This is a genomic window from Mycolicibacterium fluoranthenivorans (assembly GCF_011758805.1).
Classification (GTDB): Bacteria; Actinomycetota; Actinomycetes; order Mycobacteriales; family Mycobacteriaceae; genus Mycobacterium; species Mycobacterium fluoranthenivorans.
Genome location: NZ_JAANOW010000002.1, coordinates 863,717 through 890,114 on the forward strand (window position 1 = coordinate 863,717; position 26,398 = coordinate 890,114).

Annotated in this window: 24 protein-coding genes; 19 read left to right on the forward strand and 5 right to left on the reverse strand. The window is 69.2% G+C overall.

Annotated elements, in window-relative coordinates; genetic code table 11:
* The first annotated feature begins 11 nt into the window (after positions 1–11).
* The 3 genes from FHU31_RS22140 to FHU31_RS22150 are packed head-to-tail and all read left to right on the forward strand — an operon-like array spanning position 12 to position 2,836.
* Positions 12–896, forward strand: coding sequence for a hypothetical protein (locus FHU31_RS22140; RefSeq protein WP_090353809.1), 885 nt, complete (start codon positions 12–14; stop codon positions 894–896).
* 1 nt (position 897) lies between these two features.
* Entirely contained in the window at positions 898–1,398 is a 501-nt protein-coding gene (locus FHU31_RS22145; protein ID WP_090353810.1) for a polyadenylate-specific 3'-exoribonuclease AS, read from the forward strand.
* A 52-nt stretch (positions 1,399–1,450) separates the two neighbouring features.
* Positions 1,451–2,836: a class II 3-deoxy-7-phosphoheptulonate synthase gene (locus tag FHU31_RS22150; RefSeq protein WP_167162484.1), complete on the forward strand. Its 1,386-nt coding sequence runs from the start codon at positions 1,451–1,453 to the stop codon at positions 2,834–2,836.
* A 6-nt stretch (positions 2,837–2,842) separates the two neighbouring features.
* Here FHU31_RS22150 and FHU31_RS22155 read toward each other — a convergent pair whose 3' ends face one another.
* On the reverse strand, positions 2,843–4,078 hold the full coding sequence (locus FHU31_RS22155; protein ID WP_167162486.1) for a protein kinase domain-containing protein: 1,236 nt from the start codon (positions 4,076–4,078) through the stop codon (positions 2,843–2,845).
* A 36-nt stretch (positions 4,079–4,114) separates the two neighbouring features.
* Between FHU31_RS22155 and FHU31_RS22160 the strand changes: the two genes are divergently transcribed.
* Positions 4,115–4,519, forward strand: a complete 405-nt coding sequence (locus tag FHU31_RS22160; protein WP_167162488.1) for an Rv2175c family DNA-binding protein — start codon at positions 4,115–4,117, stop codon at positions 4,517–4,519.
* Here the strand turns inward: FHU31_RS22160 and FHU31_RS22165 are convergent.
* The 4 genes from FHU31_RS22165 to FHU31_RS22180 form a co-directional block, all read right to left on the reverse strand.
* A complete protein-coding gene (locus FHU31_RS22165; RefSeq protein WP_167162490.1) occupies positions 4,488–6,062 on the reverse strand; it encodes an alpha-(1->6)-mannopyranosyltransferase A in 1,575 nt (524 codons plus the stop codon). The two genes, FHU31_RS22160 and FHU31_RS22165, sit on opposite strands and share 32 nt — an antisense overlap.
* A gap of 4 nt (positions 6,063–6,066) precedes the next feature.
* Entirely contained in the window at positions 6,067–7,161 is a 1,095-nt protein-coding gene (gene idsA2 / locus FHU31_RS22170) for a bifunctional (2E,6E)-farnesyl/geranyl diphosphate synthase (protein WP_167162493.1), read from the reverse strand.
* Between the two features lie 120 nt (positions 7,162–7,281).
* Positions 7,282–7,953 carry an LppM family (lipo)protein gene (locus tag FHU31_RS22175; RefSeq protein ID WP_090354017.1) on the reverse strand — a complete coding sequence of 224 codons (672 nt, stop codon included), beginning with the start codon at positions 7,951–7,953 and terminating at the stop codon, positions 7,282–7,284.
* Between the two features lie 34 nt (positions 7,954–7,987).
* Positions 7,988–8,605 carry a GNAT family N-acetyltransferase gene (locus tag FHU31_RS22180; RefSeq protein ID WP_167162495.1) on the reverse strand — a complete coding sequence of 206 codons (618 nt, stop codon included), beginning with the start codon at positions 8,603–8,605 and terminating at the stop codon, positions 7,988–7,990.
* A 258-nt stretch (positions 8,606–8,863) separates the two neighbouring features.
* Here FHU31_RS22180 and FHU31_RS22185 point away from each other — a divergent pair, with 258 nt between their 5' ends.
* From FHU31_RS22185 to FHU31_RS22255, 15 genes are all read left to right on the forward strand, one after another.
* Positions 8,864–9,268, forward strand: coding sequence for an SCO2097 family morphological protein (locus FHU31_RS22185; RefSeq protein WP_167162497.1), 405 nt, complete (start codon positions 8,864–8,866; stop codon positions 9,266–9,268).
* Between the two features lie 347 nt (positions 9,269–9,615).
* Positions 9,616–10,050, forward strand: a complete 435-nt coding sequence (locus FHU31_RS22190) for a division/cell wall cluster transcriptional repressor MraZ (protein ID WP_090354020.1) — start codon at positions 9,616–9,618, stop codon at positions 10,048–10,050.
* Positions 10,025–11,170, forward strand: coding sequence for a 16S rRNA (cytosine(1402)-N(4))-methyltransferase RsmH (gene rsmH, locus FHU31_RS22195; RefSeq protein WP_208411139.1), 1,146 nt, complete (start codon positions 10,025–10,027; stop codon positions 11,168–11,170). The genes FHU31_RS22190 and rsmH overlap by 26 nt, the downstream gene beginning before the upstream one ends.
* Positions 11,167–12,225 carry a cell division protein FtsL gene (gene ftsL / locus FHU31_RS22200; RefSeq protein WP_167162501.1) on the forward strand — a complete coding sequence of 353 codons (1,059 nt, stop codon included), beginning with the start codon at positions 11,167–11,169 and terminating at the stop codon, positions 12,223–12,225. Before rsmH ends, ftsL begins: the two co-directional genes overlap by 4 nt.
* Complete coding sequence (locus FHU31_RS22205; RefSeq protein WP_167162503.1) at positions 12,222–14,171, forward strand: peptidoglycan D,D-transpeptidase FtsI family protein; 1,950 nt, start codon at positions 12,222–12,224, stop codon at positions 14,169–14,171. The genes ftsL and FHU31_RS22205 overlap by 4 nt, the downstream gene beginning before the upstream one ends.
* Before the next feature lie 53 nt (positions 14,172–14,224).
* The gene (locus FHU31_RS22210; protein ID WP_167162505.1) at positions 14,225–15,742 is read left to right on the forward strand and encodes a UDP-N-acetylmuramoyl-L-alanyl-D-glutamate--2,6-diaminopimelate ligase; all 1,518 of its coding nucleotides are present in this window, start codon (positions 14,225–14,227) and stop codon (positions 15,740–15,742) included.
* Positions 15,739–17,241, forward strand: coding sequence for a UDP-N-acetylmuramoyl-tripeptide--D-alanyl-D-alanine ligase (locus tag FHU31_RS22215; protein WP_167162507.1), 1,503 nt, complete (start codon positions 15,739–15,741; stop codon positions 17,239–17,241). Before FHU31_RS22210 ends, FHU31_RS22215 begins: the two co-directional genes overlap by 4 nt.
* Positions 17,238–18,317: a phospho-N-acetylmuramoyl-pentapeptide-transferase gene (mraY, locus tag FHU31_RS22220; RefSeq protein ID WP_167162510.1), complete on the forward strand. Its 1,080-nt coding sequence runs from the start codon at positions 17,238–17,240 to the stop codon at positions 18,315–18,317. Before FHU31_RS22215 ends, mraY begins: the two co-directional genes overlap by 4 nt.
* A gap of 159 nt (positions 18,318–18,476) precedes the next feature.
* Positions 18,477–20,063, forward strand: coding sequence for a putative lipid II flippase FtsW (gene ftsW, locus FHU31_RS22225; RefSeq protein WP_234901615.1), 1,587 nt, complete (start codon positions 18,477–18,479; stop codon positions 20,061–20,063).
* 62 nt (positions 20,064–20,125) lie between these two features.
* Positions 20,126–21,193 (forward strand): undecaprenyldiphospho-muramoylpentapeptide beta-N-acetylglucosaminyltransferase, encoded by a 1,068-nt coding sequence (gene murG, locus FHU31_RS22230; protein WP_234901616.1) that lies wholly within the window; start codon positions 20,126–20,128, stop codon positions 21,191–21,193.
* Positions 21,194–21,225: 32 nt separating this feature from the next.
* Complete coding sequence (murC, locus tag FHU31_RS22235) at positions 21,226–22,611, forward strand: UDP-N-acetylmuramate--L-alanine ligase (RefSeq protein ID WP_208411304.1); 1,386 nt, start codon at positions 21,226–21,228, stop codon at positions 22,609–22,611.
* Positions 22,611–23,546, forward strand: coding sequence for a cell division protein FtsQ/DivIB (locus FHU31_RS22240; RefSeq protein ID WP_167162514.1), 936 nt, complete (start codon positions 22,611–22,613; stop codon positions 23,544–23,546). Before murC ends, FHU31_RS22240 begins: the two co-directional genes overlap by 1 nt.
* A gap of 205 nt (positions 23,547–23,751) precedes the next feature.
* Complete coding sequence (gene ftsZ / locus FHU31_RS22245; protein WP_090353833.1) at positions 23,752–24,903, forward strand: cell division protein FtsZ; 1,152 nt, start codon at positions 23,752–23,754, stop codon at positions 24,901–24,903.
* Between the two features lie 5 nt (positions 24,904–24,908).
* Positions 24,909–25,610, forward strand: a complete 702-nt coding sequence (gene pgeF / locus FHU31_RS22250; protein ID WP_167162516.1) for a peptidoglycan editing factor PgeF — start codon at positions 24,909–24,911, stop codon at positions 25,608–25,610.
* 13 nt (positions 25,611–25,623) lie between these two features.
* Complete coding sequence (locus FHU31_RS22255; protein ID WP_167162518.1) at positions 25,624–26,379, forward strand: YggS family pyridoxal phosphate-dependent enzyme; 756 nt, start codon at positions 25,624–25,626, stop codon at positions 26,377–26,379.
* Positions 26,380–26,398 lie beyond the last annotated feature (19 nt).

Sequence of the window (26,398 nt, forward strand, 5' to 3'; positions counted from 1 at the left end):
CAGGTCGGCGTATGTTCTCGACCGTGCATCTGCGGATCCAGCTCGACTTCATCACCGGCGATCGTCTGCCGCTGTTGTGCTGCCTGATCGCATTCATCCTCACGTTCTTCCTGACCCGCCTCATCGTCCGTTACATCCGCAGCCATCCCGCGGGCGACGCGCCGCGCAAGTGGTGGCAACCGCGCAACCTGTCGGTCGGCGGCGGCGTGCACCTGCACCATGTGGTGATCGGCGTCATTCTGGTGATGGTGTCCGGAGTGTCCATGGTGACCCTCGCGGTAAACGGTGGTGTGCCCGAATTCACTGTCGCGGCGGTCTTCTTCGGGATCGGCGCGGCACTGGTGCTCGACGAGTTCGCCCTGATCCTGCACCTGCAGGACGTGTACTGGGCCGAGGACGGCCGCACCTCGGTGGATGCCGTGTTCGTCGCGATCGCGGTGGCCGGCTTGTTGGTGCTCGGGTTCAACCCGCTGTCCTTCTTCGATATCGGCATCTGGCGGGCCGACGACACCTGGCAGGCGCGGGCCGTGGTGATCGCCGTCGCGGTGCTGACGCTGGCCCTGGCCGTGGTGGTACTGCTCAAGGGCAAGGTGTGGACGGGCCTGGTCGGCATGTTCATCACCCCGCTGCTGATCGTCGGGGCGATCCGGCTGTCGCGCCCGCATGCGCCGTGGGCCCGGTGGCGCTACACCACCCGGCCGAGGAAGATGCACAAGGCGCTCGAACGCGAGCGTCATCTGCGCCGGCCGGTGGTGCAGGCCAAGTTGTGGCTCCAGCACATCGTGGCGGGTGAACCACAATTCCCCGACGATGCGTTGGTCGATCAGGAACTGGACCGGGAGATCCACGCAGCCCCTGCGCCCGCGGCGCCCCTCGCAACCAAGGAAGCCCGCTGAGATGCGCTATTTCTACGACACCGAGTTCATCGACAACGGCCGCACCATCGAGCTCATCTCGATCGGGGTGGTGGCCGAAGACGGCCGCGAGTACTACGCGATATCCACCGAGTTCGATCCGGACCGGGCCGGCAGCTGGGTACGCAAGAACGTGCTGCCCAAGTTGCCGTCGCCGTCGTCGAAGCTGTGGCGCTCGCGCAGGCAGATCCGGGCCGAGCTGGAGGATTTCTTCGATATCGACGGCGACGAGACCATCGAATTGTGGGCCTGGGTCGGCGCCTATGACCACGTCGTACTGTGTCAGCTGTGGGGTCCGATGACCGATCTGCCCCCGGCGATGCCCCGGTTCACCCGGGAGTTGCGCCAGTTCTGGGAGGAGCGGGGCAGCCCGCGGATGCCGCCGCGGCCCACCGACTCCCATGACGCGTTGGTTGATGCACGTCACAATCTGCGCCGGTTCCAGCTGATGAGTGACGATGGAGGCTGGGCCGCACGAGCCTGAGCTGCGCGTATGGCCGGTAAAATCGTTGCGTCGGCGCGGTTACCATAGAGCGGTGAACTGGACCGTCGACGTACCCATCGACCAGCTGCCGGAGCTGCCGGCCCTGCCCGAGGATCTGCGCCACCGCCTGGACGCCGCCCTGTCCAAGCCCGCGCTGCAGCAGCCCAGCTGGGATGCCGACCAGGCCAAGGCGATGCGGACGGTGCTGGAGAGCGTGCCGCCCATCACGGTGCCGACCGAGATCGAGAACCTGAAGGTGCAGCTGGCCGCCGTCGCCCGTGGCGAGGCGTTTCTGCTGCAGGGCGGCGACTGCGCCGAGACGTTCGTCGACAACACCGAGCCCCATATCCGGGCCAATATCCGCACCCTGCTGCAGATGGCGGTGGTGCTGACCTACGGCGCCAGCATGCCGGTGGTGAAGGTGGCCCGGATCGCGGGCCAGTACGCCAAACCGCGGTCCTCGGACACCGACGCGCTGGGGTTGAAGTCCTACCGCGGTGACATGGTCAACGGATTCGCCCCCGATGCCGCCGTGCGCGATCACGACCCGTCGCGCCTGGTACGGGCGTACGCGAATGCCAGTGCCGCGATGAACCTGGTGCGGGCGCTGACCACCTCCGGTATGGCATCGCTGCAGAAGGTGCACGACTGGAACCGCGAATTCGTCCGCACCTCGCCGGCGGGGGCCCGGTACGAGGCGCTGGCCGGCGAGATCGACCGCGGGTTGCGCTTCATGAGCGCCTGCGGTGTGGACGACCGCAACCTGCAGACCGCCGAGATCTTCGCCAGCCACGAGGCCCTGGTGCTCGACTACGAGCGCGCTCTGCTGCGGCTGTCCACCGAGTTCGAGGAGCCGCGGCTGTACGACCTGTCCGCGCACTACGTGTGGATCGGTGAGCGCACCCGCCAGCTCGACGGCGCACATATCGCGTTCGTGGAGACCATCGCCAACCCGATCGGCATCAAGATCGGTCCCACCACGTCGCCCGAACTGGCCGTCGAGTACGTCGAGAAGCTGGACCCGCACAATCAGGCCGGCCGGCTCACCCTGGTCAGCCGGATGGGCAACCAGAAGGTGCGCGACGCGCTGCCGCCGATCATCGAGAAGGTGCAGGCATCCGGGCATCAGGTCATCTGGCAGTGCGACCCGATGCACGGCAACACCCACGAATCCTCCACCGGATACAAGACGCGGCACTTCGACCGCATCGTCGACGAGGTGCAGGGCTTCTTCGAGGTGCACCACGCGCTGGGCACCCACCCGGGCGGTATCCACGTCGAGATCACCGGTGAGAACGTCACCGAATGTCTCGGTGGTGCGCAGGACATCTCCGATGACGACCTGGCCGGCCGCTACGAGACGGCATGCGATCCGCGGCTGAACACCCAGCAATCCCTGGAGCTGGCGTTCCTGGTCGCGGAGATGCTGCGGGGCTAGCGCCCGCTAGTTCAGCAACCCGGGCAGGTTGCTGCCGAGCGTCCACGCGCCGGCGGCGACCATCCCGGTCAGCGTGACCAGCACCAGCAGCCAGATCAGTGCGGCGCGCCTGGCCCGCTGGCGCGCCCACTCGAAATCGTCGATCGCGATCCCGGCGAATTGCGTTGGCACCGGCGCGTATTCGGGCTCGGTTTCCGGTTCAGCCAGCGCACTGCTCAGCTCGTCGGCGAAATCGGCGCCGTACTCACGCGTCGGGTTCGGCACGTGCGCGGTGCGCGCCCGGCCGTCGACATGGTGGGTGGTCTGGGCGCCGAACATCGTGGCGGCCCGGTGCTGTGCCGACTGCTGCGGAGCCGGCACCCGGAACGGGGGCAGCCTCAGCTCGTCGATCACCTCGGCCAGCGCGTCGGCCATGTCGCCGGCGTCGGCGTAGCGCGCGGCAGGGTCGCGGTCGGTCGCCCGCCCGACCAGTTCGTCGAACTGTCTGGGCACCCCGGCGATGGCGGCGCTCGGCGGCGGCACATCGCGGTCCATCCGCTGATAGGCCACCGTCAGTGCGGTGTCACCGGTGAACGGGGTGACACCGGTGAGCAATTCGTAGGCCAGCACCCCGACGGCGTACACATCGCTGCGCGGCGTGGACTCCCCGGTGCCGACCTGTTCGGGGGACAGGTAGGCGGCGGTGCCGAGAATCACACTCGTCGAGGTGATCCCGGCTTCGGCGACGGCACGGACCAATCCGAAATCGGCGATCTTGACCTCGCCGGCGTCGGAGATGAGGACGTTCTCCGGTTTGATGTCGCGGTGTACCAACCCGGCGGCGTGGGCCACCGCCAGACCGCGGCACAACGGGGTCAGCACGGCGGCCACCGCGTGGGGTGGCATCGGCCCGCGTTCACTGAGCAGCTCGCGCAGCGTGCCCCCCTCGACCAGCTCCATCACGAGAAAAGGGGCCTGCCGGCTGGCCCCGCCGCCGCCTTGGTCGTAGACGGCGACCAGGGCGGGATCCTTGAGCCGCGCCACGGCTTTGGCCTCGCGCTGGAATCGGGTCAGGAACTGATGGTCGCCGGAATACCGGGAATCCATCACCTTCAGCGCGACCGGCCGGTCCAGCCGGACGTCCAGCCCGCGGTACACCGTGGACATCCCGCCGGACGCGATCGGCCCGTCCACGCGGTAGCGCCCGTCCAGCAAGGTGCCCACGAGCGGGTCGGCGCGCTGGTAGGTGTCCATCGAACACATGGTACGAGAGTCGGTCTGACCCCTAGACTCTGTGCGGTGAGCAGTATTCCGGCGGCCGACGACGTTCTGGACCCCGACGAATCCGTCTATGACCTGGCCGCGGTGTCGGCCCTCCTGGGTATCTCGGTGACCAAGGTGCACCAGCAGTTGCGCGACGGCCATCTGGTCGGCGTGCGGCGCAAGGGTGCGGTGGTGGTGCCCAAGATCTTCTTCGATGACACCGGTCACGTCGTGAAGACGCTGCAGGGGTTACTCGTGGTGTTGCAGGACGGCGGCTACCACGAGACGGAGATCGTGCGGTGGCTGTTCACCCCGGACCCGTCCTTGACCATCAGCCGGGACGGCAGCACCGAACGGCAGCCCAACGCGCGACCGGTGGATGCCCTGCACTCGCATCAGGCCCGCGAGGTCATCCGGCGGGCTCAGGCGATGGCGTACTGATCTCGGGTTCTCGGTCCTCCGGCGTGGTGGCCAGGAGTCGCCATGCGCCGACCGCGCACGCGGTGGCCAACGCGACGTGGATCCACGAGTACATGCCGTGGGACCCATCGGGTTTGAAGATCACCATGATCCACGTCGAGAAGCCGGCGATCAGCGCGATCGCCGCCCGGGACTGTGCGAGCGCCGACACCACGGCCAGCGGCCAGGTGTAGTACCAGGGCAGCGCGGCCGGCACGAACAGCACGACGACCAGCATCGCCAGCCCGATACCGGTCAACGCCTCGCGGTCGTCATGGCGGAATCGCCACCACAGCAGGGGCAGCGCGATCGCGATGACGGCGACGCCGGCGATTCGCGTGACGTCCAGCACGGCGTAGAAGTTGATCGGGACGAACAGCCCGCCAACGGTGTTGATGATGTTGGCGGTGGCCGTCGGAATGGTCAGCCAGTTGATGATCTTCACCGACCCGGCCAGCGCGGTGAGCCAGCCCAGGCCGACACCGGCGAGCCAGGACAGCACGGCGAACACGGCCACGAAGATCGCCCCCGAGGCCGCCGTCGCCACCGTGAACGCCTTGACCGGGCCGTACCCGCGCCGACTGCGCAGCTGCCGGGTCCACACCCAGACCATGAAGGGCAACGCGATTCCCGCGGTGGCTTTCACCGCCACGGCGATGGCGATCAGGCTCACCCCCCACACCGGGCGGCCGCCGAAGGTCAGGGCGATGGCGGCCATCATCAGGCCCACCATCAGCATCTCGTTGTGCACACCACCCATCAGATGAATGATCACCAGCGGGTTGAGCACGCAGATCCACAGCGCGACCGCGCCGTTGGCGCCGACGTGGCGGGCCACCCGCGGGGCGGCCCAGATCAGCAGGGCGAGTCCGGGAAGCATGCACAGCCGCAGCAACATCGTGCCCTCGACGACGTGATTGCCGACGACCATCGTGACGAATTTCGCCACCAGGATGAAAGCCGGCCCGTAGGGCGCGGTGGTGGTGGTCCAGATGGGGGAGACGTTGTCCAGCAAGGAGTTCGGATTGTCGATGGGGCCGACCAGATACGGGTCCAATCCGTCGCGCAGCAACGCGCCCTGAGCCAGATACGAATAGGTGTCGCGGCTGAACACCGGAACGCTCAACAGCAGGGGAAGCAACCAGAACCCGGTGGTCGCCAGCATCGTGTATTCCGAAACGCCCCCCGATTGCTGTGCTCCGGCCCGCCGCTCGACCACCCGCCGGCCCAGACCCAGCCACGCGATGAGCATCAGCGCCACACCGCCCCACAGCAGCACCGACGACAGCACCAGGCCGTGCCCGAACCGTAGCCAGGACAGATGCAGGGACTCCAGCAGGGGATCGTGCAGCCGGGTGCTGCCCGCACCCAGGCCACCCGCGGTGATCAAGACCGCACCCAGGAAGCCCAACCGCGCCGGACCGGCCTCGGGCGAGGCCGCGAACAACAGCAGGCGGGCCAGGTGTCGGCGCAGTGCGCCCGCGAGCCCGTCCGGTGCGTGGCCGATCGTCGTCGGGGTGGTCATGCTCCTAGGCGGACCGGTTGGAGGCCAGGCCGGCCATCTCGGCAAGGCCGATCTTGGCGTGCTCGTCGATCGGGGCGGCGCGCAGCGCATCCAGCGCGCGGCGGTTGAGGGTGTCGATGCGGTCTTCGACGGCGGCCAGCGCGCCCACGGACTCGATGACCTGGCACAGTTCACGCACCTGCGCATCGGAGAGCTCGCTGCCGACCGAGGTGCGCAGCAGTTTGGCCGCCACCGGGTCGGATCGCTCGGCCAGCTCGACGGCTTCGGCCAGCAGCACGGTGCGTTTACCCGAGCGCAGATCGTCACCGGAGGGCTTGCCGGTGACCGCCGGGTCACCGAACACGCCGAGCACGTCGTCGCGCAGCTGGAAGGCCACGCCCAGATCAGTGCCGACCTGATGGAACAGGGCCTGCACATCGGGCCGGTCACCCGCGGCGGCCGCGCCGAGCTGCAGCGGGCGGGACACCGTGTACGACGCGGTCTTGTAGGTGTTGACGGTCATCGCCGAGGCCACCGAATCGGCGCCGCTGGATTCGGCGACGATGTCGAGGAACTGCCCACCCAGCACCTCGGTGCGGATGTCGGCCCACACCTTGTGCACGCGGATATGCGCTTCCGCGGGCAGTTCGGCGGTGGCGACGATGTCGTCGGCCCACACCAGGGACAGGTCGCCGGCCAGGATGGCCGCCGACAGACCGAACTGTTCGCTGGTCCCGTGCCAGCTGCGGGTGCGGTGCAGGTCGGTGAAGAACCGGTGCACCGTGGGCAGGCCACGGCGCGTCGCGGATGCGTCGATGACGTCGTCGTGCACCAGCGCGCACGCGTGCAGAAGTTCCAGCGCCGAGAACAGGCGCAGCACGCGTGCGTCGTCGGCGACGGGGTCGCGGTCCGCGCCCACGACCGCGCGCCAGCCCCAGTAGGCGAATGCGGGTCTGATCCGTTTTCCACCGCGCAGCACGAATTCTTCGAGTGCGGCGGTGAGCTCGGCGTACTCGGGACCGATATAGGCACTGTCGCGGCGGCGATCGGACAGGTAGCGCCGTAACTGGTCGACGACGGCGCCGGCCAGTTGCACTGCTGATGGTGCCGCTGTATCCACGGTCAGCGGGTGCCCCTTTCTGCTGCCCCGAATCGGCCCCGACGGTTCCCAGCCTAGAGCTTCGATACGAGTTTGTAGTAGCCAGCGGTGCCGCGTCCGGCACCGATCAGCCGGCTCGGGTCAGTCCTGACCGACCTTCGGCGACTGGTCACGCGCCATCCACGCGACGGCGCCGATGATCCCGGCCACCACGAACGAGCCGACGGTGAGCCAGATCGCGGCGCCGGTGAACGAGCGCGCGCTCGGGTCGGTGTAGCGCGCCTGCGCGTTCATCGTGGTCACGATGCCGGGTTTGAGCTTCCACTCGACGACATCGCTGGAAACCTGGTCGCCGTTGGTGGAGGTCACCTCACCGGGGAACGACACGCTCATCGACACGTCCGCGTCGGGGTCGTTGAGCGTCGTCAGATCGACCCGGCCCTCCAGGATCACCAACTCGCCGGCGCGCCGCAGCGAGATGTCCACCCCCGCGGCGTCCCGGTTCATATTGGCCAGCTGCGGGAGCTCGGCGAACGTGAGGTCGGAGAACACCGCCTGCGAGCCCACATAGTCGCCGCGGTCGTATTGCGAGATGGCCACTTTGTTGCTGAACGGCAGGGTGTTGAGCAGCTGCGGGCCTTTGTCGTCGGCGTTGCGCGCTTTGGCCGCGGCCACGATCTGGCCGGACACCCGGTCGTCGGGGGACACGGTGATCGAGGTCCGCACCCGGACGCACCCGACGGCCAGCGGCGTCAGGATCAGCAACAGCAGGACCAGGGCCCGCGCCCGTCGGTGGGGGTGCCTCGATCTCATCGGGTTCGTTGCGGCGAGCAGGTGCGGCACCCGGTCATCGTGCCAGACCGGCACCGTCGAGGGGCAGCGACCGGCCCAGGATGGCGAAGGCCCGCGGATCGCCGGCGAAGTGGTAGCCCCGGATCACATCGGTGAAACCGAGCCTGCGGTACAGCCGCCAGGCCCTGTTGGCCTCACCGTTGATCTCCGGTGTGGACAGCAGGACATGGGTCTCGTCGCGGCCGGCCAGCAGTCGGCGCGCCAGCGCCTCGCCCAGTCCACGGCCCTGGACGCGGGGGTGGATATGCAGTTCGGTGAGCTCGAAGTAGCTCGACATCAGGGCATTGACGTGGGCTTGGTCGACGCCGACGCGTCGCAGCCCCTGCACCACCTGCTGCTGCCACCACTGATCGGGTGCGCCGCAGTAGCCGTAGGCGATGCCGACCAGGTCGCCGGAGTCCGGGTCGGGGGTGCCGTCGGGGCCGGCTGGCGCGGCGGTATCGATGGCCGCCACCCCTTTCCAGCCCGGACGCCGGCTGTGCTCCAACCACATCGAGGCGCGCTGGTTCTCGGTGCCGCGGGGATAGCGCATCGCATCGACATAGACCGAGAGGGCCTCGTCGAGTCGCCGCTGCATCGTCGCAGGCGACAGATCCACCAGATACGTCGCCAACGGGTGCCCTTCGCGGTCTGGGTGTGTTCGGACTCCTCCATTATCGGATGCCGGTCCCGCGCGGCGGCGTTCCGGGGGTGTGGCATGGGTGCTGAACAGGTTTGGGTGTTCGACGTCATAGAATCGTCGGTCAAGTAGGTGGTACGGGTCAGATCGACCTCGTATCATGGTTATTAAGCGTCCGTACGCGCGGACGTAATCGACTTGACGACATGGCCGCGGCTGCAACGACGCTGCATCGATCCTGAGGAGGGACGGATGCCACTCTCCGATCATGAGCAGCGCATGCTCGACCAGATCGAGAGCGCGTTGTACGCCGAGGACCCCAAGTTCGCCTCGAGCGTCCGGGGTGGCACGTTGCGTGCCCCATCGACCCGCCGCCGGCTGCAGGGCGCGGCGCTGTTCGTGATCGGGCTGGCCCTGCTGGTGTCGGGTGTGGCGTTCAAGGCCACCATGATCGGCAGCTTCCCGGTCCTGTCGGTGATCGGCTTCGTGCTGATGTTCGGTGGCGTGGTGTACGCGGTCACCGGTCCGCGGGTGGCCGGCCTGCGGGACAAGTCGGCTCCGGCCGGCGGTTCGGCCCGCGGTAAGCGAGGCAAGAGCGGCGGTGGCTCGTTCACCAGCCGGATGGAGGATCGTTTCCGGCGTCGTTTCGACGAGTGACCGGTTCCGGTTCCGGGGCAGTTCCGTAAGGGACTGCCCCTTTTTTTGTGCCTGGGAACGCCCGGCGTGTCGGCCGGGCGGGCTGTCGGCCAGGGCGGGCGCTGACCTTTCTCCCCACTTTCCCCCACCCGGTCCTCGCACGCTCTGATCTGGGCTGACCTGTGCCTTCTTCTTCCAGGTGACCCCTGTGGGTGCTGGTCGGTGGCATCGGGTGGGTGTCAGAGTGGGCCGAGGTGGGGTATGCGATCAAGTTCGTGGCAGCAAATGGCGCTTAGTGGGGGAAAGTGGGGTAAAGTGGCAGTCAACGGAGCGGCCGGGGCTCCGGAGGGGTGCTGGGAGGTGGCGAGATGTTTCTCGGCACCTACACGCCCAAGCTCGACGACAAGGGGCGACTGACGTTGCCCGCCAAGTTCCGCGACGCACTGGCAGGAGGGTTGATGGTCACCAAGAGTCAGGACCGCAGCCTTGCCGTCTATCCACGTGCGGCGTTCGAATCGATGATCATCGAGCTCGACGAGAAGGCGCGGCGGGGCAGCCCGCAGGAACGTGCCTACGTCCGCAACCTGGCAGCCGGAACCGACGAACAACACCCCGACGCGCAGGGCCGGATCACCCTGTCCGCCGAACACCGCCGCTACGCGAATCTCTCCCGGGAGTGCGTGGTGACCGGTTCGATTCGCTTCCTGGAGATCTGGGACGCGCAAGCGTGGCAGGAATACCAGGACACCCACGAAGAGACTTTCTCCGCGGCCAGCGATGACACTCTTCGCGACATTCTCTGATCACGATGCCCGTGCAGCGTGGCCTCTGCCCGAACCGGCCCTGGCGTACTTCCCCGACGCCAGGTCCATCACTTCGGACAGAGACCTCGCCCCACGGGCTCACCATCTCCAGCGCCGGGGGGTCCAGGTGTCCGACAACCGCACGCCTGAGGACAGCGCCGCTCACGGCCACGTTCCGGTCCTGATCGACCGCTGCGTCGAACTGCTCGCGCCCGCACTGACCCGCCGGCATGCCGATGGCACCGGCGCCGTGCTGGTGGACGCGACCCTCGGCGCGGGCGGGCACTCGCACCGTTTTCTCACCGACTTCCCGGGATTGCGGGTGGTGGGCCTGGATCGGGATCCCAACGCCCTGGCGATCGCCACCGCCCGGCTCGCACCGTTCGGCGACCGGATGACGTTCGTCCGGACCCGCTACGACGGGTACTGGGACGATCGGGATGAAGCCGAGGTCGATGCGGTGCTCTTCGATCTCGGGGTGTCGTCCATGCAGCTGGATCGCGCCGAGCGCGGGTTCTCCTATGCACAGGACGCTCCGCTGGACATGCGGATGGACCCCGACGCGCCGTTGACCGCGGCCGAGATTCTCAACACCTACGACGAGAAGGCGCTGGCCCGGATACTGCGCGAGTACGGCGAGGAGAAGTTCGCCGGCCGTATCGCCGGTCGCATCGTGCGGCGGCGGGATCGTGAACCCCTGCGCACCACCGGCGAACTGGTCGAACTGCTGTACGAGGCGATTCCGGCTGCCACCCGGCGCACCGGAGGTCACCCCGCCAAGCGCACCTTCCAGGCACTGCGGGTCGCCGTCAACGCCGAGCTCGAGTCGCTCAGTGCCGCCATACCCGCGGCCCTGGACGCGCTGACCGGCGGCGGCCGGATCGCGGTGATGGCCTATCAGTCGCTGGAGGACCGGATCGTCAAGCGGCTGTTCGCCACCGCGACCGCGTCCCGTACCCCGCCCGGGCTGCCCGTCGAACTCCCGGGCTACGAAGCCGAGTTCGTCGCGTTGACCCGCGGTGCCGAACAGGCCGATGCCGACGAGATCGCACGTAACCCGCGCAGCGCATCGGTGCGCCTGCGCGCGCTCGAAAAGGTCGCCGGAAAGGATGACTCATGAAGGCCAAGCGAACCGCACCGGTGCGCGGCACCGATGAGCGCCGGCGCAGCAACCCCAAGAAGAAGGCGCAGGACGGCAAGAAGCAGCCGGAGCAGCAGCCCCGGCGGCGAAACGCCCGCCGACCGGCACCCGAACAGCGCACGCACCGGCCGCAGCGGTCGGCACCGCAGACCAGCCCGATTCCGCGGTCCGCCCCCGCGCCGACCATGGCCAAGAGCGCCAAGCAGGCCAAGGCCCGGGCAAAGGCGCGGAAAGCCAAGGCTCCCAAGGTCGTCCGGATCCCGCTGCGGGAACGGCTGATCACCCGGCTGGCCTCGATCGAGTTGAACCCGCGCGCCATGGTGGCGCGGGTGCCGTTCGTGGTGCTCGTGATCGGCGCACTGGGCATCGGTCTGGGAATGACGTTGTGGTTGTCCACCGACGCGGCCGAGCGGTCCTACCAGCTCGGCCACGCACGGCAGCTGAACCAGGCCTTGCTGCAGCAGAAGGAGGGCCTCGAACGCGATGTACTGGAGGCTCAGGCCGCCCCCGCACTGGCCGAGGCGGCCCGCAACCTCGGCATGATCCCGTCGCGTGACACCGCCCACCTGGTGCAGGATCCGACCGGGAACTGGATGGTGGTCGGCACACCCAAGCCGGCCGAGGGCGTTCCGCCACCGCCGCTGAACATCCCGCTGCCCGACGACAATCCGGCGACGGCAGCACCCGCCCGGCCCGCCGCATCCGCCGTGCCGGCCGCGCCGACCCCGGCCCCGGTCCCGCCCGGACCGCGAGTCGTGGATCCCCGTGAGGTCGTCGTCCGGCTCCCCGAGACCCCTACGGTCGCGCCGGCCGTCCCGCTCGCCGCCGTCCCGCCGGTCACCGTCCCGGTGGTGCCCGCCGCGCCCGCGCCCGCACCCGAAGTCCTGGCCCCGGCCGCGCCGGAGGCCGTGCCGCCCGCGGTGCCGGTTGACGGAGCGCCGCACCTGGCCGCCCCGCAGATCCCGGCGCAGCCCGGCCCGGCCGGCGGGGTCGAACAGGCGGCCCCGGCCGCGCCATTGGGCGCACCGGCATGATCGGCCGCAAGAAGAAGTCGGCCCAGCCCGCCAAGCCCGCCAAGCGGCGCGCCCCGGCCACCCGTCCAGCTCCCACCCAGGAGCATGCGGCCACCGAGCGGCGTATCCGTCAGCCCTTCAAGCCCGGCGGCGAGACCAGTTCGCGCAGTTCGTCGTTCGTCTTCCGGCATCGCGTCGGCAATGTCGTCATCTTCCTGGTCCTGGTGGTCGCCGCCGCCCAGCTGTTCAACCTGCAGATCTCCAATGCGGCGGGCCTGCGCGCCGAAGCGCTCGGCCAGCTGAAGGTCACTGATGTGCAGAAGGCCGTGCGCGGCAGCATCGTCGACCGCAATTTCGACAAGCTGGCGTTCACCATCGAGGCCCGCGCGCTGACCTTCCAGCCCACCAAGGTGCAGAAACAACTGGCCGACGCCAAGGCCGCCGATCCCGATGCACCGGATCCAGCGCAGCGCCTGCGGGCGATCGCCAAGGAGGTCGCGACCCGGCTGAACGACAAGCCGGACGAGGCCACCCTGCTCAAGAAGCTCAGTGGCAAGGACTCTTTCGTCTACCTGGCCCGCTCGGTGGACCCCGCCGTCGCCGACGCCATCACCACCAAGTTCCGCGAGGTCGGCACCGAACGCCAGGACATCCGGCAGTACCCGGGCGGATCGTTGGCCGCGAACGTCGTCGGCGGCATCGACTGGGACGGGCACGGTCTGCTCGGCCTGGAGGACTCCTACGACGCCAAGCTGTCCGGCACCGACGGTTCGGTGACCTACGACCGTGGCTCCGACGGGGTGATGATCCCGGGCAGCATGCGTAACAAGCACGACGCCGTCAACGGCTCGTCGGTGCAGCTGACGCTGGACGACGACATCCAATACTACGTGCAGCAGCAGGTGCAGGCGGCCAAGGACGCCTCGGGTGCCAACAACGTCTCGGCGCTGGTACTGGACGCGAAAACCGGTGAAGTGCTCGCGATGTCGAACGACAACACGTTCGACCCCAGCCAGGACATCGGCCGTCAGGGCGACCGGCAGATGGGCAACCCCGCGGTGTCCTCGCCGTTCGAACCCGGATCGGTCAACAAGATCATCACCGCGTCCACCGCGATCGAGCTGGGTCTGACCAATCCCGATGAGGTACTTCACGTTCCGGGCTCGATCGAGATGGGCGGTGTCACCGTGCGCGATGCATGGGCCCACGGTGTGATGCCCTACACGACGACAGGTGTGTTCGGTAAGTCCTCGAACGTCGGCACCCTGATGCTGGCCCAGCGGATCGGGCCGGAGCGCTTCAACGACATGCTGAGCAAGTTCGGCCTGGGGCAGCGCACCAATGTCGGGCTGCCCGGCGAGAGCTCCGGTCTGGTGCCGCCCATCGACCAATGGTCCGGCAGCTCGTTCGCGAACCTGCCTATCGGACAGGGCCTTTCGATGACCCTGCTGCAGATGACCGGGATGTATCAGGCGATCGCCAACGACGGGGTGCGCATTCCGCCGCGGATCATCAAGTCCGTCATCGCCGCCGACGGCAGTCGCGCCGACGAGCCGCAGCCCGACGGTATCCGGGTGGTCTCGCCGCAGACCGCGCAGACCGTGCGCAACATGCTGCGCGCCGTCGTGCAGAAGGATCCGCGCGGGATCCAGCAGGGCACCGGCTCCGGTGCCGCGGTGGAGGGCTACCAGATCGCCGGCAAGACCGGTACCGCCCAGCAGATCAATCCGGCGTGCGGGTGCTACTACGACGACCACTACTGGATCACCTTCGCCGGGATGGCACCGGCGGACAATCCGCGCTACGTCGTCGGCATCATGGCCGACAATCCGCACCGGACGGCGGACGGACTGCCCGGCAACACGATGGCGCCGCTGTTCCACCACATCGCCGCGTGGCTGCTGCAGCGGGAGAACGTGCCGCTGTCCCCGGACCCGGGACCACCGCTGGTCCTGCAGGCCGACTGAGCCAGATCCACACGTACGGTGGGCCATGACCTGACCGGTACTGTGGCAGGGCCATGAAACTGCGTCCCTCGCATCCCGCCGGCGAATTCTCACGCCCGTTGGCCGCGCGTATCGGAGCCGGCCGCGTGCCCGCCGCGAACGCTCAAGACACCCGTGTCACCGGTGTCACGCTGCGTAGCCAGGACGTCGTTCCCGGTGATCTGTTCGCCGCGCTGCCGGGCTCGGCGGTGCACGGCGCCCGTTTCGCCGCCGACGCGATCGCCGCCGGCGCCGTGGCGGTCTTCACCGATCCGGCGGGCTTGGCGCTGCTGCCACCGGGTCACGACGTCGAGGTGCTGGTCCATCCCGCGCCCCGGTCTGTGCTCGGTGAGCTCGCGGCCGCCGTCTACGGCGACCCGTCCCGCCGACTCCGCGTCATCGGCGTCACCGGGACGTCCGGTAAGACCACCACCACGTTTCTAGTGGAGGCGGGGCTGCGGGCGGCCGGGCGAGTGGCCGGCCTGATCGGCACCGTCGGAGTCCGGATCGACGGTCGCGATCAGCCGAGCTCGCTCACCACGCCGGAGGCGCCGGATCTGCAGGCCCTGTTCGCCGTGATGGTCGAGCAGGGGGTGGACACCGTGGTGATGGAGGTGTCCAGTCACGCGCTGGCGCAGGGGCGGGTGGACGGCCTGGCCTTCGAGGCGGGCGGTTTCACCAACCTGTCGCGCGATCACCTGGATTTCCACCCGACGATGGCCGATTACCTGGACGCCAAGGCGAAGTTGTTCGAACCGGATTCACCCACCCACGCCGCACACGCGGTGGTCTGCGTCGACGACGAGTGGGGCCGCCAGATCGCCGCGCGGTCGGTGGATCCGGTGCGGGTGAGCACGACCAGCTCCGACGCCGACTGGCGCATCGACGAGGTGCAGGCCGTCGGGCGGGGCGCTCAGGAGTTCGTCGCCGTCGATCCGGCCGGGGTGCATCACCGGTTGCGCATCGGTCTGCCAGGCCGTTACAACGTGGCGAACGCGCTGCTGGCGCTCGCCCTGCTCGATATCGTCGGCGTCTCGCCGGAGCAGAGTGCCCCCGGGCTGCGCGAGGCCGCGGTGCCGGGCCGACTGCAGGCCATCGACCGTGGCCAGGACTTTCTGGCCCTGGTGGACTACGCGCACAAGCCGGGTGCGCTGGAGGCGGTGCTACAGACCCTGCGCGGAACCGGCCGGCTGGCGGTGGTGTTCGGTGCGGGCGGCAACCGGGACGCGGGCAAGCGCGCACCGATGGGCCGGGTGGCCGCCGAGCTGGCCGACCTGGTGGTCGTCACCGACGACAATCCGCGCGATGAGGACCCCGCGACGGTGCGGGCCGCCATCCTGGCCGGCGCGGCCGGCCTGCGGGCCGAGGTCGTCGAGATCGGGGACCGGCGGGCGGCCATCGATCATGCGGTGGCCTGGGCAGGTCCGGGGGACACCGTGCTGATCGCGGGCAAGGGCCATGAGTCCGGGCAGACCGCCAAGGGCCACACCCGGCCTTTCGACGACCGCGAGGAGTTGGCGGCCGCGCTGGAGATGTTGAGGTCACGCGCATGATCACCCTGACCGTCGCGCAGATCGCGGATATCGTCGGCGGCGAGTTGGCCGATATCACGCGGGCCGACGCCGAGGCCACCGTCGTCACCGGCACCGTGGAGTTCGACTCCCGCAAGATCACGCCCGGCGGCCTGTTCCTGGCGTTACCCGGCGCCAAGACGGACGGACACGATTTCGCCGAGACCGCGGTCTCGGCCGGTGCGGTCGCGGTGCTGGCGGCCCGGCCCGTCGGGGTGCCCGCCATCGTGGTGCCGCCCCTGGGGGCCACCGACGCCGCGGACCCGGCCTCGGGTGCACTGGAATACGACACCGACGGTTCGGGCGCAGCGGTGCTGGCCGCGCTGGCACGGCTCGCGCAGGCGGTCGCCGCCGAACTGACGGCCGACGGCCTGCGGATCATCGGGGTGACCGGATCGTCGGGCAAGACGTCGACGAAGGATCTGCTCGCCGCCGTGCTGGCACCGCTGGGCGAGGTGATCGCCCCGCCGGGTTCGTTCAACAACGAGCTCGGGCATCCGTGGACGGTGCTGCGCGCCACCACCGACACCGACTTCCTCATCCTGGAGATGTCCGCCCGCCATCCGGGCAATATCGCGGCGCTCGCGGCGATCGCGCCCCCGTCGATCGGGGTGGTGCTCAACGTGGGCACGGCACACCTGGGCGAGTTCGGCTCACGCGAGATCATCGCGGCGACGAAGTCTGAACTGCCACAAGCGGTCCCGTCATCCGGAGTGGTGATCCTCAACGCCGACGACCCGGCGGTGTCCGCCATGGCGGACAAGACCGCCGCGCGGGTGGTCCGGGTGTCGCGGACGTCCGGCGGCGATATCTGGGCCGGTCCGGTCACGCTCGACGACCTGGCCCGGCCGCGGTTCACCCTGCACGCGGGCGGCGATGAGGCGGACGTCGCGCTGGCGGTGCACGGCGAGCACCAGGTCTCCAACGCGCTGTCCGCGGCCGCGGTGGCACTCGAGTGCGGCGCGAGCCTGCCCCAGGTCGCGGAGGCACTGGCGGCGGCCGCGCCGGTCTCGGCGCGCCGGATGCAGGTGAGTACCCGCGCCGACGGGGTCACCGTGATCAACGACGCCTACAACGCCAATCCCGATTCGATGGCGGCCGGGCTCAAGGCGCTGGCCTGGATGGCGCGTTCCGGTGGTGAACGCAGGCGGAGCTGGGCGGTGCTGGGCGAGATGGCCGAGCTGGGCGAGGACGCGATAACCGAACACGATCGCATCGGGCGCCTGGTGGTGCGCTTAGATGTGTCTCGACTGATTGTTGTCGGAGCCGGGAGAGCGATGAGCGCAATGCACCAGGGGGCGGTGATGGAGGGGTCGTGGGGCAGTGAGTCCGTGCTCGTCCCCGACGCCGACACCGCACTGGCGTTGCTGTGCGCCGAACTGGCCCCGGGCGACGTGGTGCTGGTGAAGGCGTCCAACTCGGCCGGGCTCGGTGTGCTCGCCGACGCGGTGGCGTCCGGTGGGATCGAGTCCGACGCATGAAGCAGATCCTGGTCGCCGTCGCCATCGCGCTGGCGGTGTCGATCGTGCTGACCCCGGCACTGATCCGGCTGTTCACCCGGCGGGGCTTCGGCCATGAGATCCGCGAGGACGGCCCGGCCAGTCACCAGAAGAAGCGCGGGACGCCGTCGATGGGCGGGGTGGCCATCGTCGCCGGCATCTGGGCCGGGTATCTGGGCACCCATCTGGTCGGGCTGGCGTTCGACGGCGAGGGCCCGTCCGCATCGGGTCTGTTGGTGCTGGGGCTGGCCACCGCGCTTGGTGTGGTGGGTTTCGTCGACGACATGATCAAGATCCGGCGCTCGCGCAATCTCGGGCTGAACAAGACCGCGAAGACCGTGGGCCAGTTGGGCGCCGCCATCCTGTTCGGTGCGCTGGTGCTGCAGTTCCGCAATGGTGACGGGTTGACCCCGGGCAGCGCCGGGTTGTCCTACGTGCGTGAGATCGCCACCGTGACGTTGGCGCCGCTGGTGTTCGTGGTGTTCGTGGTGGTGGTCGTCAGCGCCTGGTCGAATGCGGTGAACTTCACCGACGGGCTGGACGGGCTGGCGGCCGGTGCCATGGCGATGGTCAGTGCGGCGTACGTGCTGATCACCTTCTGGCAGTACCGCAACGCCTGCGCGAGCAGCCCCGGGTTGGGCTGCTACAACGTGCGCGACCCGCTGGATCTGGCGCTGGTCGCCGCGGCCACCGCGGGTGCCTGTGTGGGGTTCCTGTGGTGGAATGCCGCCCCGGCGAAGATCTTCATGGGGGATACCGGTTCGCTGGCGCTGGGCGGCATCATCGCCGGGCTGTCGGTGACCAGTCGCACCGAGATGCTGGCGGTGGTGCTGGGGGCGCTCTTCGTCGCCGAGGTGACCTCGGTGGTGGTGCAGATCCTGGCCTTCCGCACGACGGGCCGCCGGGTGTTCCGGATGGCACCGTTCCATCACCATTTCGAGTTGGTGGGCTGGGCGGAAACCACGGTGATCATCCGGTTCTGGCTACTGACCGCCATTGCGTGCGGGCTGGGTGTGGCGCTGTTCTACGGCGAATGGCTCTCAGCCGTCGGCGCGTAGGCGCGTCGGCGCGTAGCTGTTAGCTGCCTGATCGTTATCGCGACACGCCTCGGATGTCCCGGCGCTCGGCCGGGGACCGGGGGAGGATTCTCGGGTGCAAGGGACTAGTGAGGCGGGTGTTACACCTGTGACTCTTGTGAATCGCCGGAGGACGGCTTGCTGACCGCGTTGCGCTCCAGGCTGCGACGTTCCAGCAACGCCGACGACAGCGCGAAGCAGGAGCCGGTCGAGACGGTCAAAGCGGTGCAGCCGAAAGGCGAGCCCCGCACCAGGTTCGGCGTCTGGCTGAGCCGGCCGATGACGTCGTTTCATCTGATCATCGCCGTCACCGGGCTGCTCATCACGCTCGGACTGATCATGGTGCTGTCCGCCTCGGGTGTGCACTCCTATGACGAGGGTGGTTCGCCGTGGACCATCTTCGGCAAGCAGGTGCTGTGGACGTGCGTCGGCCTGGTGGCGTTCTACATCGCGCTGCGCACCCGGATCTCGCTCATGCGCCGGCTCGCCCTGCCCGCCTTCGCCGTGACGGTCGTGCTGATCGCACTCGTGCTCGTCCCCGGTATCGGCACGTATTCCAACGGCTCGCGCGGCTGGTTCGTCGTCGCCGGATTGTCGATGCAGCCGTCGGAGTTGTGCAAGATCGCCTTCGCCATCTGGGGGGCGCACCTGCTGGCCGCGCGCCGCATGGAACAGGCCTCGCTGCGCGAGATGCTGGTCCCGCTGGTGCCGGCGGCGCTGCTGGCCGCCACCCTGATCGTGCTGCAGCCCGACCTCGGCCAGACCGTCTCGCTGGCCATCATCCTGCTCGGCCTGCTCTGGTTCGCCGGCTTGCCGCTGCGGGTGTTCGTGAGCTCGCTGGGCGCGGCGGTGGTCGCCGCGGCGGTCTTGGCGATGTCCCGCGGTTACCGGTCCGACCGGGTGCAGTCCTGGCTCAATCCCGGCGCGGACGCCATGGGTTCGGGCTATCAGTCCCGCCAGGCCCGGTACGCGCTGGCCAACGGCGGGGTGTTCGGCGACGGCCTGGGCCAGGGCACGGCCAAGTGGAACTATCTGCCCAACGCGCACAACGACTTCATCTTCGCCATCATCGGTGAGGAACTGGGCTACATCGGCGCGGCGGGCCTGCTGTGCCTGTTCGGCTTGTTCGCCTACACCGGGATGCGCATCGCGCGCCGCTCGGCGGACCCGTTCCTGCGGCTGCTCACCGCCACGGTGACGCTGTGGGTGCTGGGCCAGGCGTTCATCAATGTGGGCTATGTCATCGGCCTGCTGCCCGTCACCGGTCTGCAGTTACCACTCATTTCGGCCGGTGGAACCTCGACGGCCACAACGCTTTTCATTCTCGGAGTGATCACCAACGCGGCGCGGCACGAACCGGAGGCGGTGGCCGCGCTGCGGGCCGGCCGCGACGATCGGGTGAATCGCCTGCTGCGACTGCCGCTGCCCGAGCCGTACGTGCCGCCGCGGATCGACATGGCGCGGGACCGGATGCGAGCCAAGGGTGACAAGTCCGGCCGCAAGCCGCAGAAGGCCATCGCGAAAGCTCCCGTCAAAGCGCCCGCCAAAGCCAAGACCGGCGCCGGCCGCAAAACCGACCATCCGGCTGATCGGTCGGGACGGCGCGCAGGGCATCATGGAGGCGGCCAGCGCTCCGGCCAGCCGGCCCGGGCCGGCCGCGGAGCGACCGGCGAACCGCGTCAGCAGGGCCGGCGGGCCCGCGCATTGGAAGGTCAGCGTTACGGGTGAGCAGTACGGGGATATCGGTCGTTCTCGCCGGTGGCGGGACGGCGGGACATGTGGAACCCGCGATGGCCGTGGCCGATGCCCTGACCGAGCTGGACCCCGAGGTGCGTATCACCGCACTGGGTACCGCCCGTGGGCTGGAGACCCGGCTGGTACCCGAGCGCGGTTACGACCTGCGGCTCATCACTCCGGTGCCGCTGCCCCGTAAACCGTCGGGTGACCTGTTGCGGCTGCCGTGGCGGGTGCGCAACGCGATCCGGGAGACCCGCGCGATCTTCGACGAGACGGCCGCCGATGTGGTCATCGGCTTCGGCGGGTACGTGGCATTGCCGGCGTATCTGGCCGCACGGCCCGGATTGCGCAGACACCGGGTTCCGGTGGTGATCCACGAGGCCAACGCCCGCGCCGGATTGGCCAATCGGGTCGGCGCCCGATCGGCCCGGCGAGTGCTCGCCGCGGTACCCGATCCCGGTCTGCATGACGTCGAGGTGGTCGGGGTGCCCGTGCGGGCCAGCATCACCGCGTTGGATCGCACCGCGCTGCGGGCGCAGGCCCGCGCGGCCTTCGGATTCGACGACGACGCCGTCGTGTTGCTGGTGTTCGGTGGCTCCCAAGGTGCCCAATCGATCAACCGGGCTGTCGCAGCGGCGGCCAAAGATCTTGTCGGTAAAGGGGTTTCGGTTCTGCACGCGCACGGCCCGAAGAACACCCTGGATCTTCCCGAACTGACCGGGGCCGGAAAGTACGTCGCGGTGCCGTATCTGGACCGGATGGACCTCGCCTACGCCGCCGCCGACCTGGCCATCTGCCGGTCCGGTGCGATGACGGTGGCCGAGGTCACCGCGGTCGGGCTACCCGCCGTCTACGTCCCGTTGCCGATCGGCAACGGGGAACAACGGCTCAACGCGCTGCCGGTGGTGTCGGCCGGCGGCGGTCTGCTCGTCGACGACGCCGAACTGTCCGGCGGCTTCATCGCCGAGCGGGTGCTGCCGCTGCTCACCGATGCCGAGAGCCTGCGCCGGATGACGGCCGCGGCCGCGTTGGCCGGGCACCGCGACGCCGCCCGCGCCGTGGCCGAGGTGGCACTGGAGGTGGCCCGGCAGGGCCGCGCGCACCGGAAGTCGAAGCGGTGAAGGGATTGCCGCCCGAACTGGCGCGGGTGCACATGGTGGGCATCGGCGGCGCCGGCATGTCGGGTATCGCACGAATCCTGCTGGACCGCGGTGGGCTGGTGTCGGGCTCCGATGCCAAGGAGTCCCGCGGTGTGGCGGCGTTACGGGCCCGGGGTGCGGATATCCGGATCGGCCACGACGCCGCGGCGCTGGACATCTTCGAGGGTGGACCCACCGCGGTGGTCACCACCCATGCGGCGATCCCCAAGACCAATCCCGAGCTCGTCGAAGCCCGCCGCCGCGGTATCCCGGTGATCCTGCGTCCGGTGGTGCTGGCCAAGTTGATGGCCGGTGACACGACGCTCATGGTGACGGGGACGGCCGGCAAGACCACGACCACGTCCATGCTGATCGTCGCGTTGCAGCACAGCGGCTTGGACCCGTCGTTCGCCGTGGGTGGTGACCTCGGCGCGGCCGGTACCAACGCGCATCACGGCAGCGGTCCCTTCTTCGTGGCCGAGGCCGACGAGAGCGATGGATCGTTGGTGCAATACCGGCCCGATATCGCGGTGGTGACCAACGTCGAGGCCGACCATCTGGATTTCTTCGGTAGTGAGCAGGCCTATGTCGCTGTGTTCGACGCGTTCATGGAGCGTCTGACGCCGGGCGGTGCCCTGGTGGTCTGCGTCGACGACCCGGGGGCAGCGGCGCTGGCCGAACGCACTGCGGCACTCGGGATCCGGGTGTTGCGCTACGGCAGTGCCGGGCATCCCGACCTGGCGGGTGCGCTGGTGGAATGGGAGCAGCGGGGCACCAACGCGATCGCCACGGTGCAACTGGCGGGGGAGACGAGCCCGCGCACCATGCGGTTGTCGGTACCCGGCAGGCATATGGCACTCAATGCGCTCGCCGCGTTGTTGGCGGCGGTCCAGGCGGGCGCGGACCCGGATGTCGTGCTCGAGGCGCTGGCCGGTTTCGAGGGCGTCCGCCGGCGCTTCGAGTTGGTGGGCACCGCGGCCGAGGTCCGGGTCTTCGACGACTATGCCCATCACCCGACGAAGGTGACGGCCGCGCTGTCGGCGGTGTGTACGTTGGCGGCGGAGTCCAAGGGCCGGGCCATCGTGGTGTTCCAGCCCCATCTGTATTCGCGGACCGAGACTTTCGCGCGCGAGTTCGGCACGGCGCTCAGCGCCGCCGACGAGGTGTTCGTGCTCGATGTGTACGCCGCACGCGAACAGCCGATCCCGGGGGTGAGCGGGCGCAGCATCGTCGAGCACGTCACCTCTGCGGTGCACTACGTGCCGGATTTCTCGGCGGTGGCCGAGCGGGTGGCTGCGGTCGCCAGACCGGGGGACGTGGTGGTGACCATGGGTGCCGGTGACGTCACCCTGCTGGGCCGCGAGATCCTCGACGCGCTGGCGCGTCGGCCGGTGCGGTGATGACCGAACCCGGACCGGAACCCGTCGAGCCGGTGGAGCCCGCGGTCGAGCCTGAGGTCGAGGCCGCCGAGTCCGCCGCGTCTCCGGGGGAGCCCGAAACCGCCGAGGCGGCAGAGGATTTCGAGGGTCCGCGCCGGCGTGCGCGACGTGAACGCGAGGAGCGCCGCGCCGCGCAGGCGCGCGCCACGGCGATCGAGGAGGCGCGCCGGGCGGCCAAACGCAAGGTGTCCGGCCGGCCGGAGCCGCAGCAGGCCGTGCCGGCACGCCGGGTCATCCGCGGTCTGAAACTGCTGATGTGGTCGGCGCTGGCGTCGGTGGTGGCCGTGGCGCTGGGCCTGGTGCTGTACTTCACACCGGTGATGTCGGTGCGCGAGACCGTCATCACCGGGTTGAGCGTGCTCACCGAGCAGGATGTCGCCGTTGCTGCGGCTGTCCCGACGGGCACGCCGCTGCTGCAGGTCGACACCGATTCGGTGGCCGAGCGGGTGGCCACGCTGCGCCGGGTGGCCAGCGCGCGGGTGCAGCGCGAGTACCCCTCCACCCTGCGCATCACCGTGGTGGAGCGGATACCGCTGGTGGTGAAGGACTTTCCGGACGGCCCCCACCTCTACGACAAGGACGGTGTCGATTTCGTCACCGGGCCACCGCCGCCGGGGCTGCCGTACCTGGACGCGGATACCCCCGGTCCCAAGGACCCCGCCACCAAGGCGGCGCTGCGGGTGCTCACCTCGCTGCCGCCGGAGGTGGCCGGGCAGGTCAGCCGGATCGCGGCGCCGTCGGTCGCGGCGATCACGCTGACCCTCGTCGACGGCCGGGTGGTGGTGTGGGGCACCAACGATCGCACCGAGGAGAAGGCGGCCAAACTCGCGGCGCTGCTGACCCAGCCGGGCCGTACCTATGACGTGTCGAGCCCGGACCTGCCGACGGTCAAATAGTCCTGCGAATAGTCCTGGCTCCGTACCGATTCACAGATCGAATTTTGTCGCGTTGCTTCGGCGCGCCTGCCCGGCGTCGCGGGCGGGCGGCCCTACCGTTCTGTTTGCGCGGAACTACTTGACATAACTTTAAACCTATGGTTGAGGTTGAGGGTTTCGTTGAAGGTTTCGCAATGGACTCGAACATTCTGGGAGGAAGGCACCCATGACCCCCCCGCACAACTACCTCGCGGTCATCAAGGTGGTCGGCATCGGCGGCGGCGGCGTGAATGCCGTCAACCGGATGATCGAACACGGTCTCAAGGGCGTGGAGTTCATCGCCATCAACACCGACGCGCAAGCGCTGTTGATGAGTGATGCCGACGTCAAGCTCGACGTCGGTCGGGACTCCACCCGCGGTCTGGGCGCAGGCGCCGACCCCGAGGTGGGCCGCAAGGCCGCCGAGGACGCCAAGGACGATATCGAAGAACTGCTGCGCGGCGCCGATATGGTGTTCGTCACCGCAGGTGAAGGCGGTGGCACCGGCACCGGTGGTGCGCCGGTGGTGGCGTCCATCGCGCGCAAGCTCGGTGCACTGACCGTCGGCGTGGTCACCCGCCCGTTCTCCTTCGAGGGCAAGCGCCGGTCCAACCAGGCCGAGAACGGCATCCAGTCGCTGCGCGAGAGCTGCGACACCCTGATCGTCATCCCGAACGACCGGCTACTGCAGATGGGCGATGCCGCCGTCTCGCTGATGGACGCGTTCCGCAGCGCCGACGAGGTGCTGCTCAACGGCGTGCAGGGCATCACCGACCTGATCACCACGCCGGGTCTGATCAACGTCGACTTCGCCGACGTGAAGGGTGTGATGAGCGGCGCGGGCACCGCGCTGATGGGCATCGGCTCCGCGCGCGGGGACGGTCGCGCACTCAAGGCCGCCGAGATCGCCATCAACTCGCCGCTGCTGGAAGCGTCGATGGAAGGTGCTCAGGGCGTGCTGCTCTCGGTGGCCGGTGGCAGTGACCTCGGCCTGTTCGAGATCAACGAGGCCGCCTCGCTGGTGCAGGAGGCCGCGCACGCGGACGCCAACATCATCTTCGGCACCGTCATCGACGATTCGCTGGGCGACGAGGTCCGGGTCACCGTCATCGCGGCCGGCTTCGACAGCGTCACCCCGAGCCGCAAACCCGTCACCGGGGGTGCCCAGACCATCGCGCCCGCGGCCTCGGGCAACGTGCGCTCCACGGTGTTCGAACCGGCCGACGCGGTCAGCGTCCCGGCCGGGCACACCAACGGGGCCACGGTGCGCATCGGCGGACCTGATGACGGCGGCATCTCCGACGACGATGTCGACGTGCCGCCCTTCATGCGCCACTAGACGCCGTGCCCGTCCGGGTTCGGCGCGTGACGACCACCCGCCGGGGCGGCGTCTCGCGGCCGCCCTATGACACCTTCAATCTCGGCGATCACGTCGGCGATGCCCCGGCCGCTGTGGCGGCCAACCGGAAACGCCTGGCCGACACCATCGGTGCCGACGGCGTGGTCTGGATGAATCAGGTGCACTCCGACCGTGTCGTGGTGGTCGACGGTGACCCGGGTGCCACCGTCGACGACACCGACGCGCTGGTGACCACGACGCCGCGGCTGGCGCTCGCGGTGCTGTCGGCCGACTGCGTTCCGGTGCTGTTGGCCGACGCGCGGGCCGGGGTGATCGGCGCCGCGCATGCCGGCCGGGTCGGGGCGCAGCTGGGCATCGTGGCGCGTACCGTCGAAAAGATGGTGGCGCTGGGCGCTTCCCCAGACGACATCTCGGTGCTGCTCGGCCCCGCCGTCAGTGGCCGCCACTACGAAGTGCCCGCGATCATGGCCGACGAGGTCGAAGCCGCGCTGCCCGGCAGTCGCACCACCACCGAGAAGGGCACCCCCGGGCTGGACATCCGGGCCGGAATCGCCCGCCAATTGACGACATTGGGGATCACCACCATCGATATCGACCCGCGCTGCACCGTCGAGGACCGTGCGCTGTTCAGTCATCGGCGCGATGCGCCCACCGGACGCCTGGCGTCGTTGGTGTGGATGGAATGACGGTGCTCACGAAATGACGGGAGCAACGCACCGGGACGCGGAGTTGGCCACGTCGCTGGCCGCGGTCCGGGCTCGGCTGGCCGCCGCCGCCGAGGCGGCCGGCCGCGATGTCCGCGATATCGACCTGCTGCCGATCACCAAGTTCTTTCCCGCTTCCGATGTGATCATCCTGCGCCGCCTGGGCTGCACCGAGTTCGGTGAATCGCGTGAGCAGGAGGCCTCCGAGAAGGCGGCCACCGTCGCCGCGGCGTTTCCCGGCGAGCCGCCCGGTGCGGTGCGCTGGCACATGGTCGGCAGCATCCAGCGCAACAAGGCGCGGGCGGTGGCCCGGTGGGCGTACGCCGCGCACTCGGTGGACAGCGCCCGGCTGATCTCCGCGCTCGGTGGGGCCGCCGAGGAGGAGATTGCCGCGGGCCGGCGTACCGAGCCGTTGCGGATCTACCTCCAGGTGAGTCTGGACGGCGATCCCGCCCGCGGCGGGGTGCCGGTCAGCCGGCCGGATCTGATTCTCGAGCTGTGCGCGGCCGCCCATGCCATCGACGCCCTGGAATTCGTTGGCCTGATGGGGATTCCGCCGCTCGGCTGGGACACCGACGAGGCTTTCGCCCAGCTGGCCGCCGAACGGGACCGGGTGCAGCGGGGTTTCACCCACCGGCTGGGACTTTCGGCCGGGATGTCCGGCGATCTCGAAGTAGCTGTGCGACACGGATCCACGTGTGTGCGTGTCGGTACCGCGTTGATGGGTCAACGCCCGCTAACGTCACCCTGAGTAGTCACTCCAGTCACAT